The sequence below is a fragment of the Actinomyces ruminis genome, from assembly GCF_002154335.2.
In the GTDB taxonomy this organism is placed as follows: domain Bacteria; phylum Actinomycetota; class Actinomycetes; order Actinomycetales; family Actinomycetaceae; genus Actinomyces; species Actinomyces ruminis.
Window position 1 is genome coordinate 1 of record NZ_MTPX02000010.1, and the last position, 17,170, is coordinate 17,170.

Consider the following 17,170-nt stretch of genomic DNA (forward strand, 5'->3'; position numbering starts at 1 on the left):
AACTCTCCAAACAAAACAAAAACCAAACAAAGAAACCAACAAAAAACCAACAAAACAAACAAACACGACACACTATCGAGATCCCAAACAACACACCCAGGAGAGTATCGGAGAGCCGCTTGGCTCACCTCTTCCCTCAAGGCCTGGAGCAGATTAGCCGGGTCATGCAACGCTCGTCAAGCTCAGAAACGGTGATCCCGCTCTCTTCCGAGTACGCCGTCGACATCGATGATGTCGCAGCCCGGCTATTCATTTCTCCGCGCCGCCGTGCTTACCCGTGGGCTCGCGCCGCAGCGGGGAGTAATTTAGGCATAGTCGCCGGGATGACGTCAAACGGATCGACAGTGACGTCCAGCACTCACGACTGCTTGACCTCGCCGCAGTAGGGTCCTCATATGGCTTCCCGCTCCCCCGACACTCGCTGTGAGCGCTATGTCGTGGACTACGACTGGTTGTGGCGGCGGCGCGATCCAACGGACGTGGCAACGTTGAGGGTGCTCGTCTCGCACCCGACACCACGGTTGGCCGAACACGCCCTGAGGCGGTTTGTCGCGGAGCTCCCCGCCGACGCCAGGGGCGTGCGGGGCGGTGGAGGTTGGGCTGTGTTCCCGGTAGGCGGCGGACCGTCTGACACGGCCAGCGCTGTCGACATCGTGTCCGGGGGCGAGGACGTCGCCGACGGCATCCAAGCCGGCGCGGACGCCGTCTTCAATGCTTTGGCGCGGGTCGACGGCATCGTCCTGACCTGGCACCAGCTCCAGACCGACGCCGCTCCCGGTACCCCCGACGTCCACATGTGCTCACGCACGTCCCAGTAGGAACTCCCACTCACGCCGGATGAGCCCGTCCTCGATGACGAACACGTCCAAGGATCGCTCACCGTCGTCATTGACCAGCATCGTCGCAATCAGTCGCCGTCCGCGATCACTCATCGTCTCAATGCAGTGGAACGTCGTCGTGGAGTTCGCGTAAGCGGACTTGATCTCATGCAGGTACTGCTCTTTCCCAAGGATCTTGCGCTCGTGGCTACCGTCGTTCAAAGTCCACTCGACTTGGGGATGCAGGAACGCGGCATACGCATTCCAGTCCCGCGTGTTCTCCGCAGCGAAAAAGCTAGCCATGAGCGACTCCAGCTCACGGTCGGACGACGTCCCCACGTTGTGATCCTATAAGCAGATGGCCGGAGCGCCTTGCCCGACATACGCCACCTGGATAGGCTTTCGTGCCCCGGCAGCGAGGCGTTCAGACTCGACCAGTGCCAAGGCATTGACCAGCCGGGCAGGTCCAGGAGCCTACGTGGACACTCGTACAGTCCTCGAGATCGTCGGATGGATCGGATCCGGCCTCGTCGTCATCTCGCTCGTAGTCGCTAATCAGCGTACCTTCCGCGGTCTCAACCTCACCGGTTCGCTCATCGCCACCGCGTACAACGCGATACTAGGAGTTTGGCCCGCCGTAGGCATGAACGCCACCATCGCACTCATTGACCTCTACTGGCTGCTGCGGCTACGCGGCACCGCTCCGCTCACAGCCGGCGTACCGACACCTACCCACCGCGACGTCGAGCGTCCCTCGGCGGAGGAGGTGCTCTCGAGTTGAGGCACCGACGGCGTCGACGCAGGCGCGCGCAGGCCGCATTCGAGCTATCGGTGCGGGTGTGCGCGCGATCGGGGTTGCTCGTTGAGATGGTGGGGCAAGGCCGGGCCGGTTAGCGGTGAGGCATGACTGGGCATGCCCACACTGACGGACCGCGTTGTGTGGTGTGCGGCTGTGGATGATTCCCGGCAGTGCCGGACACCCACGCTGGAGGCGCTAGGACTGCGGGGGGCGACCGCAGGCCCAACTCGAAGCACCCCGCGACCAAACCGGTGGAGGACCTCGCCGTGTTCTTGTCGCAAAACACCGGTAAGCACGCCCAGGCCCACCCGACCGGGCCGACGTCGCCGGTGGTGACAGGGCGTTCAGTCGCCGGACCGCCAGATGCCGGGACCCTCCCCGACCCCACCCTCCGCCCGGCCAGGCGCACCTCCAGCCCAGCCGCTCATGGCGCCGCGCCACCCCGAGTTTGGACCGCCCACGTCGGTTTGGACCCCTTACGTCGGTTTGGACCCCTTACGTCGGTTTGGACCGCCCCAGTTGCACACAACGGCGGTCCAAACAGGGGCAAGCGGTCCAAACAGGGAACAGGGGTCCAAACCGAAAAGGTCGCCGGCAGGCATCCCCCCAACACGCCGGTCTGAAGCACCACGTTCGCGCCGATAACCCGACAACCCCGCAACACACCCGAACCGCACACACATCAGCGCCGATAACTCCAAGACAACAAATCGTCCCGCCCGGGCAACCGGACGGGACGAGTGAGTTCCACTTTGTGGTGGAGCTAGGGGGATTCGAACCCCCGACCTTCTCATTGCGAACGAGACGCGCTACCAACTGCGCCATAGCCCCTGAGCACGGTAGATGGTAGCACCGCAGCCGCGGCGGCCCGCAAGTCGGGGCACCGTGAGCCATGCCACCGACCGGCCACACCACCGGCTATTGGCCGTCTGACTCGATTCAGGCGCCGGCGCGACGCCGCTCCAGCACCGCCTCCAGGTCGATGGGGTGGAACACCGGCTCATCCGCCCCCGCCTCGGTGTCGGCGATGGGATAGGCGCGCGCGCTGCGCGGACGTTCGGGGACCGGCGCGGAGTCGAATGATTCCTCCGCGGGCGGCTCATAGCTGCGACGCGGAGCGCGGGCGGCCAGCGTGTAGGTCGGCGCCGGAACACTGACCGGGTGCCAGCCCTGCGGCGGCGTCGCCGGAGCCTTGGCCTCACGGGCACCAGGCGCTTCCGTCCCGGCAGACTCGGTCTCCGCAGTGGGCTCACCGATGAAGGCTTCCGCCGGAGTCTCCTGACCGCTCAGCTCCGGTTCCGACTGAGCACGGGCCGCCTCCGCCGGCTCTTCGCGTTCGACCGCGTCGGCCGTCTGTTCCGCGCCAGTCTCCTGCGCAGCCTCGTCCTGAACCGGGACCTCGGCGTCCGTACGCGACTGCGCCCGCTCAGCCGCCTTTGCGGACGTATCCGCAAGCAGATGACTCTCGGCGGAGCTGCCGGTCAGCGCCGTCAACTCCCGTTCGAGCGCAGCAATACGACGACGCTCGCGCCGGTCAGCGGCCGCCGAGGCGCGTGCCGCCCGCCGTCCGGCGACTGCAGACGCGCCCAGCAGCACAGCGGGAATGACGACAGCCCACCACGGCATCGCGGAAACCGCGGCGACCACGACGGTACCCGCCGTGACACCGAGCAGGATCAGCGCCACCGTGGCACGGTGGGAGGCGGCCACCCGACGCCGTTCGCGAGCGCGTTCATGCGCCTGACGCAGGCGCGCGAGCTCACGTTCCTTGCGCAGCGTCCGCACATTCCTGACTTCGGGCCTATTCATCGCCCTCACCTCCGGTCGGCGTCGAAAGATCATGGCGTGCCCACCACCGCAGCCCTCCCCGCAGACGGCTGCGCTCCCCGTGGCCAGCAGCCGCAGCCCCGAGGAGTAGCGGTCCTCCGCATTGGCCATGCTCATCGCCTCGCGGCGCCCAACCAGGAACGGCAGTAGGTACACGACGAGAACCGCGACGAGTGCAACTAGCGCCCACGTTTCGATTCCCACCTCTTAACCGTAAGGGGCCCGGGCGGCGTAATTCGGAGGCGGCCGCGGCGTGTTGGCGCCGATTGTGGTCGTGATTCCGCCGGCAATTCCGGACCGAATTCCCCACCCACGCCACCTAGGCAACAGCTTTCACATTTGCCCCAGACGCCCCACGAATCCGCCTGCCGGGGCGTCCTCCGCGACGACGGCGAAGGTGACGTGGTCCGCCCACTGCCCATTAATGTGCATCAGCCCCCGCCGCACGCCCTCGGCGCGCAATCCGAGTCGCCGGCACACGGCCAGGCTGCGCGCATTACTCGGACGCACGTCGATCTCCACCCGGTGCAGGCCCACCCGGTTGCCGAGGAGATGGTCCAGCACCATCGCTATCGCCAGGGTCATCACCCCGCGTCCCTCCCACGGAGCACCGATCCAGTAGCCCACGCTCGCGCATTCCAACGCACCCCAACGGATGGAGGACACCGACACTTGTCCTGCGAACGCGCCGTCCACCTCCAATGCGAAAGGCATCGCCTCACCGCGGCGTGCAAGCCGGTTCTGTACGCGCGCATAGTCGCGGAAGCTACCGAGAGCATCGGGACTGTCCGGCGGCAGCGTCGCCTCCCACGGGGCCAGCCGGGCGTCGTCGGCCAGCCGCAGCCGTCGCCAGGCCGACTCGTCGCCTGCACGGATGGGGCGCAGCGTCACGGCGCGTGGTCCGCGCGCCAAGCCGCGCTCGCTCACCCCCGACTCGGTCAGGACCACCGGCCAGGGGAAGCGGCGCCCACCCGGGCGCAGCAGCCTGCCGAGGTGGTCGATCGCCGTCGGGAAGCGGGATTCAAGCATCGAGCAGCAGACAGTGCAGCGTGTCGCCGGCGACGACGGTTTGGGTGTCTTCGGGGACGACAGCGATCGCGTTCGCCCGAGCCAGCGCCAGCAGACGAGTGTCCCCGGCTGTGCAGTCGGCTCGGCGGTGTAACCGCGCGCCGGAGACCCGCTCAGGTGCACGGGCACGAACTGCCGCTTGCGGGCCGGCGAATGCCAGCCGGACGCGAGCGTCGCCGGCACGGAGGCACGGTGCAGGTCCTGCCAGCCGGCGATTTGCCGCAGCACCGGGCGGATGAAGGTCTCGAAGGCGATCTGCGCACTCACGGGGTCCCCGGGCAGGCAAAAGATCGGCGTGTCCTCGATCGTGCCCACGCCCAACTGCCGCCCGGGCGACATGGCTACGGAGTCGAAGCGCACCGTACCCAGCGGCGTCAGCACGTCCTTGACCGTGTCGCCCTGGCCCACGCTCAGGCCGCCGGTGGTGATGAGCACGTCGGCGCGCACCAGCTGGTCCTCGATGGTTTCCGCCAGTGCCCCCAGCTCATCGGGCACCGCCGCCACGCGGAAGGCCTGACCGCCGGCGTCGGTTACGGCGCACGCCAGGGCGTGGCCGTTGGCGTCGAAGACGTCGCCGGCCTCGCGAGCTCCGTCGGGCTCGACGAGTTCGTCGCCGACGGAGATGATGACCACGCGCGGTGCCGGGTGCACCTTGACCCGGTGGCGGCCAATACCGGCGAGCAAGGCGATCTGACGCGCCGAAATGCGCGAGCCCTGCGGCAACACGGTGACGCCCGCCCGTACGTCCTCGGCCCGACGGCGCACGTTCTCTCCGGCGGTGACCGCCGCCCGCACCTGTACTTTGGACTCGCCGCGGTCCGTCTCCGTCCACGGCACCACGGCGTCGGCGCCCAGCGGCAGCGGGGCGCCGGAGTCGATGAGGATGGCCGCGCCCGGCACCAGGCGAGTGGGGCGCATGTCACCCGCGCGCACGGCATCCATCACCTTCAGAGTGGCGGGGTTCCCAACGGCGGCGTCGGCGACGGCGGCGGCGGCGACCGCGTAACCGTCGAGCCCGGCCAGGTCTACGGCGGGCAGGTCGATGTCAGCGACGACGTCCTCCGCCAGTACGCAGCCGACAGCGTCCAGCAGCACCACGTCCAGGGGGGCCGCGGCCCGGGCGATCTCCAGGCAGGCCGCCAGGTGCTCAGCAACAGTGCGCATGTGGGGTTCGTCCTCCTCCTGCCCGGGCCGTGATTCCGGGCCAACCGCCCCCAGGCTACCCGGCCACGCCCGGCGGCCCGGCAGCGAACCGGGTTCCGGACCATCTGCGACAATGCGGTTATGAGCACTCAGGCACGCGTCCTGCCAGACACCAGCTCGCTGGCGGTCGACGACGCCAAGGAGCAACTGCGCCGCGTTCTGCGCGAGCACCGCGCCACTCACCACCGTCATCCTGAGCACGGTCATAACGACACCTGCGAGCGGCTCACAACCCACATCCTCCAGGCCATCGCCGGCATGGACACGGTGGCCGCCTACGTGTCCGTGGGGAACGAACCGTGTACCCGTCTGCTGCTACAACAGCTTGAGGATTCCGGCACGCGGGTGCTGCTGCCGGTGCTCGGTCCGCACCTGACACGCTCCTGGGGCTACTTCCGTCGGGTTACGGACCTGGCAGAGCGGTCTCCGGGCCGCCCGCCGGAGCCGAGCGGCGAGGTGCTGCCCGCCGCTGCCATTGCCGACGCCGAGGCCGTGATCGTGCCCGCACTCGCCGTCGACCGCTCGGGCCGGCGCCTGGGACAGGGCGGCGGCTGGTATGACCGGGTGCTGCCGCTGCGCCGCGCCGGCGTGCCGGTTTGCGCGGTGGTGCACGACGACGAACTGGTGGCCGGGCCGCTGCCGGCCCAGGCGCACGATGCGCCCGTCGACGTCGTCATCACCCCCGACGAGTGGTTCCTGCTGGAGGGCTCGGCCTTCGCCTGCGCCCCCGCGCCGACCGACCGGGACTGACCCCTCGCCGCAGCCGCTCCGCCGCCGCAGTCCACAGGTGCGGCTGGCGACACCCCCACATGAGCCCCATTCACAGGGCCGGCGCGCGCGTTGGCACGCCGTGCCACTTTTGGGTCATGTCTCGTCTTCGCCATCACCCCAGCCGCACGTCTCGTTCCGACCGCTCTGCTCAGCGCGGTGGGCGCCGCCCGGCGCGCCCGTCCCTGCTGCTGTGGAGGCAGCGCCACCTGGTGGTCGCCGTCTGTCTGGGGGCCGCCGTAATGGCCGCGCTCGGGGTGCTTCGCCCGGCACCGGAGGGCATGCAGGACGTGATAGTGGTGGCTCGCCCCGTAAGCGCCGGCGCGGTTCTGACCGAGGCCGACATTGAGGTGCGGGCGGTGTCCCAATCCGCTCTGCCGGAGGCCGGCCTGGCCGACATGGGCGTGGTGGGTAGCCGCGCCGCGATCGCCCTGGAGGAGGGCACGGTGCTGACCACGTCCATGACGAGTGCGGCCCTGGCCACCACGCTGACGCCGTCGGAGCGGCTGGTACAGGTGCCGATCGATGTCGGGGCGGAGCTGGCGGAGCCCGGAGCGCGGGTGGACGTGGTGGCCGAGCGCAGCGCTGCGGCCGCAGCCGGCGACGGGGGCGGTTCTTCTGCCGTCGTGTGTTCGGGGGCGCGCGTAGTACTCACGCAGCAAGAGGGCGCGGCCTACCGGTGGACCGCGCAGACGAAGGTCACACTGGTTACCCTTGCCGTCCCGGCAGTGGACGCTAATCTAATCGTAGGTGCGGCCACGAATGGTGCGCTAGGCATCGTGCTGAGCCCATGACGTCGCCCGCCTCCTGTCATGCGGTTGCGGCCCGCCCCCCGGGCTGCTGGCTCGCTCCCGCCCCACGACTTCCGCGAGCGGCACATCTGTGCCCTCGCCCCACACCGAAAGGCATCCCATGTTCAAGGGATTCAAGGAGTTCATCGCCCAGGGCAACGTCCTGGAGCTGGCCGTCGCCGTCATCATCGGCGGTGCCTTCTCTCCGATCGTCGAAGCCGTCACCAAGGTCATCATGGGCATCATCGGCGCTCTGGTGGGCAAGCCGGACTTCGACTCCGTGCTGGAGTTCTCCATCAATGGCTCCAACCCGATCCAGCCGGGCACGATCATCACCGCCGCCGTCAACTTCCTGCTCGTTGCCGCGGCCGTCTACTTCTGCATCGTCGCGCCGATGAACAAGCTCAACGCGCGTCTGAAGCAGGAAGAAGAGGAGGCCGCCGAGCCGACCGACGTCGAGCTGCTGACCGAGATCCGCGACCTGCTCAAGCAGCAGGGCTGAGCCGATACCCGCTCCCCGAAGTCGGCCGCGATGCCGACACTCGGAGCCGGCCAAAACGAAGTGGCGTCCGTCTTGCGATGGACGCCACTTCTGCTTGCCCTGACGCGGCTGGCCCCGCGGCGGGCGAGTCAGGCCCAGTGGGGTGGCACCTCACGCAGCAGCCGGGCGTCGTTGGCGTGATCCGAGTCCGCACGCCCGTCTCCCCCGCGAGAGCGTGCATCGGTGAGCGCGTCCACGCCGCGACGCCGCAGCGCCTCCGCCTGCGCCTGCGGCGCCTCGCCCCGAGCCACTCGGGCCGCATCCTGTGCAGACAGCGCGACGACGCGCCGCCGCCCGCGCCGGGCACCGGCCTCGGCTCTCGCGTCAGGCGCCCCGGCCGCGTCTTGGGTGGGCGAATTGCTCATGGCTCAGCGACTCCGCCGCACCGCGTTGGTCAGCACAGCGTCGATCCCGGCGCCGTGACGGGTCAGGGCCAGCACTTCGCGCAGCTGCTCGACCTCCTCGGCCTCACCGCGCTGCACCCCGTCGGAGCGGATCCAGGCAACGAGCTCGTCGAGCTGGTCGTCGGAGTAGGCCTGCAGCGGCAGTCCCTGCGCGATCGGCGGGCGCTCGGCGCGCACAGGCCCGTCAAGCAGGGTCTGGTGTGTGGGAGCCGTCCCCTCCGCCTCACCGGTCGTGCCCGACTCCTCCGTCATCTCGACGGGCTGGGCCGTGCCTTCCACCACCTGCTGCGGCAGGGCGGCGGCAGCCTCTGTGCGGGATGCGAGCACCGCCAGCACCTGCGCCTCGATCTTGCTCGCCTCCTCCTCCACATCGACGAACACGCCCGCGGAGTAAGCCATGTGCACGCGCCAACCGCGCTGCTGGAGCCGCTCCACCCAGTGCCGGTCACGCCGGCGCAGACTCGGCTCCGCGACGTACCGCTCGTCGTCGGTGAGCACGGCCACCAGCAGCTCGCCCGGCAGGTCGGGGTGGCCGATGGCCAATGGGATGCGCACCCCGCCTTCAATGCCGTAGCGGGGCACCACCACCAGCCCCTTGCGCCACAGGTGCTCGGCCAGTTCGACGAGCAGCCGGTCCGGGACGACCTCCTCCTGCTGCGGGTACTGCGCACCGGAGTCGGCGGCGTGGACAAGCACCTCGCGCAGCAGTCGGGCGCCGGGAGCATGCAGGCGCTCGGCGTCGATGTCGTCGGGCCCCAGGCAGGACACGACCTGGGTACTGCCACGCGAGGCGCATAGCGCATCCACCAGGCAGACCATCCCTCCGACGTCGCTGACCTCCCCGAAGTTGTGGATCGTGCGCCCGTGTGGAGTCTTGGCGTAGCCGACGGAGACGATGATGTGGTCGCGGCGCAGCGAGCGGGCCTCCCCCAGGTCGACGACGACGAAGGGCTCGGACACGCCCGTCTCGAAGTAGTCGGCAAGGGCCGGCGAGCCGGCGACGGCGGCGGCCGTGGCGCGGCGAATCTCCTCGGCATGCCGGGCATTGAGCGCGATGACTCCGAGGGACTGCTCGGGGTGGGTCAGCGCGTGGTCGATGATCAGATCGACCACCCGATTGACTTCGGCGGGGACCGACTCGACGGCGGTGTGCCCCGGAGCGGGCATGCCGCGGCCGTCGACCAGGGAAAGCGACAGGCGGGAGCGGCCCGGCGGCGCCGGGATCGCCTCAACGACGTCGTCGTAGCCGTTGGTGGCAAGGAAGCCGGCAATCTCCGCATCCAGGGTGTTGCGGCCGGTCGGCAACGTCACCCGCGGCAGCAGCGGGCCGAGTTCGGAGGCCAGCCCGGAGGTCGAGCGGCGGGGATCGCCGACGACGAGCACCTGCTCGGCGCGCACGAAGGCGGGCATGACTCGGGAGACGGGCACGTGGGCGGAGGCGTCCAGGATCGCCAGGTCCACCACCGCGTCGGCGGCGAACACCTGCGGCACCAGTGTGGGCGGAATGATCCACACGGGTTTGGCGATCATGGCCAGCGGGTGGGCGGAAATGATGTCGCGCAGCGGCACCCCCTCCTCCAGGGACAGGGCACGGTACAGGCTGCGGGCGGAGTCCTTATCGGCGTCTACGGCGTCGCGGACGCGACGAGTGCAGGCCTGGGCGACGGGGCCGGCCAATGAATCGGCCTGGGAGGCGTCCAGCTCGCGCAGGGAGACGGCGAGGTCGCTGAGGGCGTCGGCGTCCAATCCGCCCAGATCGGGGTCGTCCTGCATGATCTGCCGAGCAGGGAGTACCACCAGCAGTAGGTGAGCTCGTCGTCGATCTGCGCTGGTTCCACATTGCGCGCGGCCAGGTCGTCCAGCAGCGGAGTCAGGCCCAGGTCGCTGAGCGCGGTGACTACGCGATTGATCTCGGGGAGCTTGTGAACGGTGACGTCGTCGGCAGCCAGGATGTGGGCCCGCTGTTCCAACTCGGTCAGCGGCAGATCCAGCAGGACCGGTTCCGTCCCGACTATCGGCTGCAGCGCGGCGGCGGCGTCGCGGGCGCGTTCGGCCACGCGCTGCATCTGGTCCAGGCCCTGCGGCAGATGCGGCCAGCCGCCCTCGGGGTCGTAGCGGCGCCACACCTCGCGGCGCTGCTGCACCTTGACCAGCTCCCCGTGCAGGTCGGTCACTTCCCGGCCTGGGCGCACCAAATCCCGGGCTTGCTTGATGAAGCGGCGCCGGGCGGCGTAACCCATCTCCACACTGTGCTCCTGGCGCCAGTGCTTGGAGGCAGTGGCGATCACCATGTCGGCGGCAGAACGTTCGAAGACCTCGGGCAGAAAGACGTCCAGGGAGTCGCGCACGCCGTCGAGCATTTCCAGCTGCTCGCACCACTGGCCCAGCGTTTCGGCGCGGGTGATGCCGGTGGAGGTGTGCACCGCCTCAATATGCTCACCGATGGCGGGCAGCAGTTCGTCGGCGAGCCGGGTCAGTCGGGCCAGCGCGTCGGTGGCCTCGTCGACGTCGGCCACGGCCATGCCGTTCCAGGCCGAATCCGCCAGGGCGGAGGTGAACAGGCCGAGTGCGTGTGCCCGATGCAGCAGTTCCGAGGCGCGCCGACGGCCGTCTGCGTTCAGACGCTCCAGGTGACCGGGGGCGACGCGGGCGGTGGTACGAGCACGCCCGGAGGTGAGCTCGGCGAGTTGCTGCAGCGCGTCGTAGGCGGAGGCAGCCCAAGGTTCGCGCTGCCTGTGCAGGGCGGACACGTAACGGGAGAGCTTCTCACGCACGGAGGTCAGCCGGTTGCGCATGCCAACGATGGCGGTCACGTCCAGGTCGGGGACGTCGACGCCCATGGCAGTCTTGATCTCTTCCGCGGCGTGACGACGCCAGGCGGGATCCTCGGTCAGGTCGATCACGATGGAGCCCAGCCCGAGTTCGCGCAGGGCGTCGGCCACGGCGTGCCCGTCGGCGCTGGTAGCGGGCACGTGCAGCACGGTGCGCCCCAGAGCAGCGGCGTCGGCCATGATGGCGGCGAGCACGGCGGCGACATCGGATCCGGGAGGCGCATCCAGCAGCAGGGATGCACCGGAGCCGACCGCCTCGACGGCGTCGAGCTGGGCGGGGTCGAGGTCACCCACACCGCGCTCGCTTTCGGGCGCCCGGTCGGCGGGGTTGGGGTCGGGCAGGGCCACATCCAGGGCGGCCCGAGCCTCAGCGTCACCGGCTAGGGCGGCCACGAGCGCGGAGGTGCGAGCGCGTTCGACGGTGGCGTCAAAGTCCTCCACCAGAGCCTGCCCGGGGTGGACGAAGGCGCCGACGACGAGCCGCTCGTGGATCTCGAAGCCGGGCAGGAATTCGCGTCCGAGCGCACCGATTCCGCTGAGCGCGTCGCGCGGGGTGAAGCCCTCGTCGGCAAGAGTCGCACGCGCGACGACGTCGACGTCCACCGTGCAGCCGTGGTGGCGCAGCGCCCGGGTCAGGACCGGGTTGACTTCGATCGACTTGTCCAGGGTGAGGGCGGCATCCGCACCGGCGCTGGACAGGCGCACCGGCCGCAGTAGCACGGGGGCGCTGACGGTACGCACGGCGACCGGACGGGCGGGGGGCTCACCGGTGTCCGTCTCGTCGGCGGCAGGCACTGCGGAGGGGACCGTTTCGGGCGCGCCCGCGTCGGCCATGCCATCGGCGGACGCGTCGTCCTCAACGCTGGTCACGGCGTTGGGCTCTCCCGCGGCGGCGAGGTCGTCCGCGGCATGGGCATCCGCCGGACCGGGCGCGGGGAAGGCGTCGTTATCATCCACTGTCACCGGTTCGGTCCAGCCGGCTACGCCGATGGCCAGGTATACAGGAGCAACGCCAAAGCGGCGGGAGAGCTGGTCCGTGCGGCTAGCGAGTTCACGCAGGGACTGGCGGGCGATGCCGAGTGCGACGCGCTCGCGCACGAGACTGCCCAGGTGGGTGGGGCGGCCGGCGTATAGCTGGGCGAGACCGGAGGGGTGGGCGGCAGTCAGGTCAACGATGCCGTCACGGTCCGAGAAGGCGTCGAGACTGGAGGTACCGCCGAGGTCGGCCAGTTCCTGGCGCCAGTCGTCGAGTGCCGCGTCGATACGGGCCCGACGCTCGGCGTCCGACACCGGGGTGTCACCGGAGTGCGTGATCGCGGCGGATTCCGCGGGCAGGCCGGCGCCCTCGGGGTCGCGCGTCTGCGCTCCGGCGTCGTGCCGGCTGCGGCCCAGAGAGAACAGTGGAGGCGTCATATTTCCTCACGATATCCGCCCGGCCGCGGCGGGCGGCGCCGACGCACCGATGGTGCGGGGATCTGCGCCGCTGTCCTCTACGAAGTCATGCCGGCACGACGAAACCCTGCCTGCTTAATGGGCTTGTTTGTGGGTGTGGGTGTGGTGGGTGCTGCCGGCCTGGTGGGTTGGGTGCTGGTGTGGGTGGTGTGCGCCCGGGCGCCCCGCCGTGGGGCGGAATGCACCGAGCAGACACTTACATTCTCTACGTCCGAATTCGGCACAAAGGCCGTCGGAGACCGCCGGGACCGACTCGGAAACCGCATGATTCCAACGTTCCGCCTGAGGCTGCCGGCGACGTCGGAGCCGTTTGTGCCGATCCTGGACACTTTTGGCCGCCGCGCACGGGAACGAGCGCCAACGGCGAGCCGCCGCGGGCGGCCCGGCCCCTACACCACGCACCCGAGGGCACGCCAATATCAGAATCGTCATCGCCAACATCGTCGGCCCCCTACCCACGCACACGATGCCACCCCGGACTCCGACACCATGCCCCCAGAGCGGGAAGAGCTGGTTTGGTCCCGCCCGGGATTCTCGGCTCTGCGCCAGGTGCGCTGGCTGGCGGCGGTGAGGCCAGCCGGGCCCGGCGCCCGCACCTTCCCGGGCCCCTACTTGGACCGCGAATCTGTGGTTGGACCGTCTGGGGGTGCGTCTGGGGCGATCCAAGTGCAGCCCGGCGGTCCAAGCAGAACCCCGTGCGGGGCGGCCGACCGAACCGCAAGCAGTCACACACTCCAGACATCGCACTAACCCCCACCTCCACACCCCAAACACGAAGAGCCGTTGAATGTCAGACCGCACACCTACCATCGATCCATGAGCGTTGTCGACAATTCCCAAAGATCGAACGCCTGCGGCGGCCTGGAAGTGGACTTCTACTGGTACCACGGTGGAGGTGGCACGACCGACGATCACATCGCCCTTGCGGTCGACGCTCTCATGGCAGCGATCAAGACGCCGGCTTGTCGGCTTTGGAACCCTTACAACGAGCGCTTGACTCGAGCGATGTTCAAGAAGCGCTTGGAGAAGGCCGCACAAGGGAAACTCCGGCCGCCGCAAGAGTTGAAGTCCCTTCGCGGAGCTGACATCCTGTTCGAGATTCGCTGGACCGATGTGAACGTCCACGAACGTCCAACCGACGGACCTGAACGACACATTACAGTCGAAGTACGGCTGATACACGCACAGCCGTACGACGCCCTCGGGCTCTGCATCCTCGGCCTCCATGCACACGAGAAGACGATCATCATTGACGATGAGAAGGCTACAAAGGATATCCAGGACGGTCAGATCGACATTGCCGAACGGCGCCTCCTCAGCGGACGCAGCGAGTGTTGGGGCGTTACGCGACGGAGGTAACGCCCATACGGGTTGCCGGAGGCCACGCCCCATCATAGAGTTCGCTCTATGACTACCGTCAGCGACGCGGTCCTCGACCGCCGTGCAGATCTGCTGGTCGAGGCAAAGGACAGCCTCCTTGAGCAGCTAGTCCAACAACGCAAGAGCCACCACTACAGCCAGCAAACCGTGGCAGATCGCATGGGCGTCAGCCAGCCGACAGTCGCCGCATTCGAGCGGTATGACGCAAACCCGACGCTCTCATCCATCATCCGCTACGCCATGGCCGTCGACGCCGTCCTAGACATGAAGGTCGTTGATGACTGTGGCGACGGCGTACCCGCCACTTGGCAGATGACCGGCGCAGCCCAGGCAACCATCCAGCGCCCGCTCGCCCTCGCAAGAAAGTTGCCGTCCCCAGCGGCTGGAACGTCACACAGGAACTGGCCCATGCCTAATAAGCCGACACTGCAAGACGCCCAGGAGATGCTGGAGATTGCAGAACTTCAGCTTGTCGACATCCACTTCGACCGCCTCTCGATAGAGACCACGCCGTCCTCAACTCAGCCGAAGGACACCAGTGACGAGTCGGAGACGCGGCTTGAGGTCGACTGCTCCCTTGCCAGCCGCCAAGAAGGCAAGCAGTTCGGCGCCAGGTTCGAGTTCCTAATCAAGGCAGATGACTGGACCGCAAGCATCGCCGCCATCACGGAGTATGTAGGATCCCAGGAGTTCGAACTTTCAGAGGAAGCACCGTTCGACTTCGCCTCCAGGGTTGCCCTAATGGCTGCGTTCCCTTACGTTCGTGAAGCCCTCGCAGACCTCACCACACGCGTGACCGGCTCCGCGGTGCTCCTCCCATTGATCCGACTGGGCGAACTCAACTTCCGCCCCAACCAGTAGCCGGGTGTCCTAGTTGGTCCGCAGCTGACGGCTGCGGTTCATCGGCATGAACGTGTTGCTTTAGGCCGGCGTGTCGAGGGCGCCGACCTCCCCTGTTTGGACCGCGTTCCCCTGTTTGGACCGTCCGCCTGCGGTTGGACCGTCTTAAACGCACTCTCAGACGGTCCAAGCGCAGAAACGCGGTCCAACTGAAGGAACCCGGTCCAAACCGAGGAGGTTGACAGCAGGCCTCCCCACGACACACCGGCCCAAAGCGCCAAGACCACCCCGATCACCTGGAATACGGGCGGGCCGGTTGTACCAAGGGCGCGCCTCCCCGCAGCTGGGCGGAAAGACGGCTGGTGCCCCCGGCGCGATTCGAACGCGCGACACCCGCTTTAGGAGAGCGGTGCTCTATCCCCTGAGCTACGAGGGCCGACTGAGGGACGGCTGCGATCCTACCCGATCGCAGCCGTCTCCATTTGGGGCGCCGGTTTGAGCGCCGTCCAACCGCGTTGCGCGATCGAACACCACCCGCGGTCAGGCGCGCGACCAGGGAGTGGTCTGAGTGCGGCCCACACGCACGTCCTCGTCCCGCGTGCGGGCAGGAACCACCATGACGGGGCAGGACGCGTGCGAGAGGACTCCCTGGCTGACCGAGCCCAGCAGCAGCCCGGAGAAACCACCACGGCCGCGGGAGCCGACCACCACCAGGTCAACAGCGGTGGAGAACTCGGACATCAGCTCGGCGGCGTTGCCGTCCAGGGCATGGCGGCGTACTACGACGTCGGGGTGGCCCTCGGTGGCTTCGACGATGGCCCGGTCCAGGCCGGAGCGCACATCGGTGAGGACCTGCTCACGATCGACGGCGGCCGGCAGCCACGCAAGCGCGCCCGCGCCGGAGGCCATGGGGACGGCGGCGATAGCGGTCAGCTCGGCGCCCCAGGCCTCTGCCTCGCGCACCGCCCACTTCAGGGCCTTGCGCGCCGAATCGGAGCCGTCTACGCCGACGACAATGCGGCGCACGGGGGTGAAGGCGGAGCCTCCGTGTGGCGCGGGACCACGACGGCGGGGCAACGGCTGTGCGCCGGCAGAGCCGAGGAGACGGTTCCGAGCAGTCGGTCGGCGAAGCCGCCACCGCCACGGGTCCCCACAACGGCGAGCGTGGCATCCTCGGACAGGTCGACCAGCACGCCGGCGGGGTCTCCGGTCTCCAGGGAGCTGGTCACGGTTACGCCCCGCCCCTGGGCGCGGGCGACCGCCTCGTTGACGACGGCCTCTGCGCCGGAGCGCACGGCCGAGTCGTCCAAAGCGGCGTAGCGCCATCGAGCGAGGCGGTGGTGAAGGAGGGCAGGGAGTAGGCGCACAGGATGTGGACGCGCCAGCCGCTGCAGGCCGCGCGGTTGACCGCCCAGTCAACCGCCTCCAGGGATTCGGGTGAGCCGTCAACTCCGACGAGGACGACCTTGTCTTCAGCCATGGGTTGTGCCCCTTTCATTCGAGCATCGGGTACTCGACCCGACTCATTGTGCCCTGCGGGCGGGCGTGTTCCAAAACACGTTTTGAAGATAGCACGTGGGGGCGGTCGGCACAGTGGCCGGCCGCCCCCACGTCAGGAAGCGGTTGAGCGCACGACTCAGCTCACACGCACGTACTGCGGAGAGCCGTACACGGCGCGGTAGGAGACACCGACGCTCGGGTTACCGGCGTCGATCATCATGCCGCCGCCGGCGTAGATGCCGACGTGACCGCCGTAGTAGACGATGTCGCCCGGCTGCGCCTCAGCCGCGGACACGATCGTGCCGGCAGCGCCTTGGGCATACGAGGTGCGCGGCAGGGAGATGCCGACCTGTGCGTAGACGTACTGGACCAGCCCGGAGCAGTCGAAACCACCGTTGGCAGGGCTGTTGGAGCCATAGACATAGGCCATACCCGTGTACTGCATGGCGATGGAGACGATCGAGGAGCCGGAGGCGTTGGCGGCCACAGCGGTGGCCGTGGTCTCGGTGGTGTCGGCAGTGGCCGTGGTCTCGGTGGTGTCGGCGGCGACCGCGTCGGTGTTCGCGGTGTCCGCGACAGCCTCGGTCTCCTCGACGACCTCGGGTTCTTCCTCCACCTCAATGACCGGGGCCTCGGCGGTCGGGGCAGCCACGTCCTCAACGTCGCTGGGGACGGAGACGGAGGCGGCGACCTGCACGGCCTCGTTGGTGGAGACGGCGGTGCGCGCCTCGGCGGCGAGCGCACCCACACCCTGAGTCTCAAGCGAGCCGGCGGACTGCGCGGCCTCATTGGTGTTCGCGGCGGAGGCACCGGAGGCAATCATGCCCAGGGCCAGACCCGAGGATGCGGCCACTGCGAAGCCACGGCGGGCGACCGGAGCGACTGAGGTCATCGGGGTCAACGGCCGGGCGGCCTTGCGATGCCGAGCCGAGGTGCGTGTTGTCATGT

At 68.7% G+C, this 17,170-nt stretch carries 12 protein-coding genes, 2 tRNA genes and 3 pseudogenes; 7 read left to right on the forward strand and 10 right to left on the reverse strand.

What is annotated here, in order from left to right; all coding sequences use genetic code 11:
* Window positions 1-602 precede the first annotated feature (602 nt).
* Window positions 603-818, forward strand: coding sequence for a hypothetical protein (locus BW737_RS01510; protein ID WP_086615786.1), 216 nt, complete (start codon window positions 603-605; stop codon window positions 816-818).
* Here the strand turns inward: BW737_RS01510 and BW737_RS01515 are convergent.
* A complete protein-coding gene (locus BW737_RS01515; protein ID WP_086615789.1) occupies window positions 801-1,121 on the reverse strand; it encodes a nuclear transport factor 2 family protein in 321 nt (106 codons plus the stop codon). The two genes, BW737_RS01510 and BW737_RS01515, sit on opposite strands and share 18 nt — an antisense overlap.
* 175 nt (window positions 1,122-1,296) lie before the next feature.
* On the opposite strand from BW737_RS01515, the gene BW737_RS01520 reads away from it, so the two are divergent.
* Window positions 1,297-1,599, forward strand: coding sequence for a YgjV family protein (locus tag BW737_RS01520; protein ID WP_086615785.1), 303 nt, complete (start codon window positions 1,297-1,299; stop codon window positions 1,597-1,599).
* A 773-nt stretch (window positions 1,600-2,372) separates the two neighbouring features.
* Here BW737_RS01520 and BW737_RS01525 read toward each other — a convergent pair.
* From BW737_RS01525 to BW737_RS01540, 4 genes and pseudogenes are all read right to left on the reverse strand, one after another.
* Window positions 2,373-2,448 (reverse strand) — tRNA-Ala (locus tag BW737_RS01525).
* Between the two features lie 108 nt (window positions 2,449-2,556).
* A complete protein-coding gene (locus BW737_RS01530; RefSeq protein WP_086615784.1) occupies window positions 2,557-3,648 on the reverse strand; it encodes a hypothetical protein in 1,092 nt (363 codons plus the stop codon).
* A gap of 129 nt (window positions 3,649-3,777) precedes the next feature.
* On the reverse strand, window positions 3,778-4,473 hold the full coding sequence (locus tag BW737_RS01535; RefSeq protein WP_086615783.1) for a GNAT family N-acetyltransferase: 696 nt from the start codon (window positions 4,471-4,473) through the stop codon (window positions 3,778-3,780).
* Window positions 4,466-5,676 (reverse strand): annotated as a pseudogene (locus tag BW737_RS01540) (molybdopterin molybdotransferase MoeA). The gene BW737_RS01535 and the pseudogene BW737_RS01540 overlap by 8 nt, the downstream one beginning before the upstream one ends.
* Window positions 5,677-5,796: 120 nt before the next feature.
* Here BW737_RS01540 and BW737_RS01545 point away from each other — a divergent pair.
* The 3 genes from BW737_RS01545 (at window position 5,797) to mscL (ending at window position 7,776) form a co-directional block, all read left to right on the forward strand.
* Window positions 5,797-6,465 (forward strand): 5-formyltetrahydrofolate cyclo-ligase, encoded by a 669-nt coding sequence (locus BW737_RS01545; RefSeq protein ID WP_086615782.1) that lies wholly within the window; start codon window positions 5,797-5,799, stop codon window positions 6,463-6,465.
* 116 nt (window positions 6,466-6,581) lie between these two features.
* Window positions 6,582-7,277: an RcpC/CpaB family pilus assembly protein gene (locus BW737_RS01550; RefSeq protein ID WP_338063828.1), complete on the forward strand. Its 696-nt coding sequence runs from the start codon at window positions 6,582-6,584 to the stop codon at window positions 7,275-7,277.
* A 118-nt stretch (window positions 7,278-7,395) separates the two neighbouring features.
* The gene (gene mscL, locus BW737_RS01555) at window positions 7,396-7,776 is read left to right on the forward strand and encodes a large conductance mechanosensitive channel protein MscL (protein WP_086615780.1); all 381 of its coding nucleotides are present in this window, start codon (window positions 7,396-7,398) and stop codon (window positions 7,774-7,776) included.
* 128 nt (window positions 7,777-7,904) lie between these two features.
* Here the strand turns inward: mscL and BW737_RS01560 are convergent, their stop codons facing one another.
* On the reverse strand, window positions 7,905-8,180 hold the full coding sequence (locus tag BW737_RS01560) for a transcriptional regulator (protein ID WP_257210344.1): 276 nt from the start codon (window positions 8,178-8,180) through the stop codon (window positions 7,905-7,907).
* A gap of 3 nt (window positions 8,181-8,183) precedes the next feature.
* Window positions 8,184-12,463: pseudogene (locus BW737_RS19730) on the reverse strand (DNA helicase).
* 855 nt (window positions 12,464-13,318) lie between these two features.
* Here BW737_RS19730 and BW737_RS01570 point away from each other — a divergent pair.
* Entirely contained in the window at window positions 13,319-13,861 is a 543-nt protein-coding gene (locus tag BW737_RS01570; RefSeq protein WP_143233217.1) for a hypothetical protein, read from the forward strand.
* A gap of 48 nt (window positions 13,862-13,909) precedes the next feature.
* Window positions 13,910-14,743: a helix-turn-helix domain-containing protein gene (locus tag BW737_RS01575; RefSeq protein WP_086615778.1), complete on the forward strand. Its 834-nt coding sequence runs from the start codon at window positions 13,910-13,912 to the stop codon at window positions 14,741-14,743.
* Window positions 14,744-15,082: 339 nt separating this feature from the next.
* Here BW737_RS01575 and BW737_RS01580 read toward each other — a convergent pair.
* The 3 genes and pseudogenes from BW737_RS01580 to BW737_RS01590 form a co-directional block, all read right to left on the reverse strand.
* A tRNA-Arg gene (locus tag BW737_RS01580) sits at window positions 15,083-15,158 on the reverse strand.
* 104 nt (window positions 15,159-15,262) lie between these two features.
* A pseudogene (locus tag BW737_RS01585) lies at window positions 15,263-16,202 on the reverse strand (universal stress protein).
* 156 nt (window positions 16,203-16,358) lie between these two features.
* Window positions 16,359-17,168 (reverse strand): C40 family peptidase, encoded by an 810-nt coding sequence (locus BW737_RS01590; RefSeq protein WP_086615777.1) that lies wholly within the window; start codon window positions 17,166-17,168, stop codon window positions 16,359-16,361.
* Between the last annotated feature and the right edge of the window lie 2 nt (window positions 17,169-17,170).

Excerpts from the sequence above, each read along its gene's own strand:
- BW737_RS01535 (WP_086615783.1), bottom strand. The coding sequence starts at position 4,473 with ATGCTTGAATCCCGCTTCCCGACGGCGATCGACCACCTCGGCAGGCTG.
- BW737_RS01550 (WP_338063828.1), top strand. The coding sequence starts at position 6,582 with ATGTCTCGTCTTCGCCATCACCCCAGCCGCACGTCTCGTTCCGACCGC.
- BW737_RS01570 (WP_143233217.1), top strand. The coding sequence starts at position 13,319 with ATGAGCGTTGTCGACAATTCCCAAAGATCGAACGCCTGCGGCGGCCTG.
- BW737_RS01545 (WP_086615782.1), top strand. The coding sequence starts at position 5,797 with ATGAGCACTCAGGCACGCGTCCTGCCAGACACCAGCTCGCTGGCGGTC.
- BW737_RS01560 (WP_257210344.1), bottom strand. The coding sequence starts at position 8,180 with ATGAGCAATTCGCCCACCCAAGACGCGGCCGGGGCGCCTGACGCGAGA.
- BW737_RS01575 (WP_086615778.1), top strand. The coding sequence starts at position 13,910 with ATGACTACCGTCAGCGACGCGGTCCTCGACCGCCGTGCAGATCTGCTG.
- BW737_RS01590 (WP_086615777.1), bottom strand. The coding sequence starts at position 17,168 with ATGACAACACGCACCTCGGCTCGGCATCGCAAGGCCGCCCGGCCGTTG.
- mscL (WP_086615780.1), top strand. The coding sequence starts at position 7,396 with ATGTTCAAGGGATTCAAGGAGTTCATCGCCCAGGGCAACGTCCTGGAG.
- BW737_RS01515 (WP_086615789.1), bottom strand. The coding sequence starts at position 1,121 with ATGGCTAGCTTTTTCGCTGCGGAGAACACGCGGGACTGGAATGCGTAT.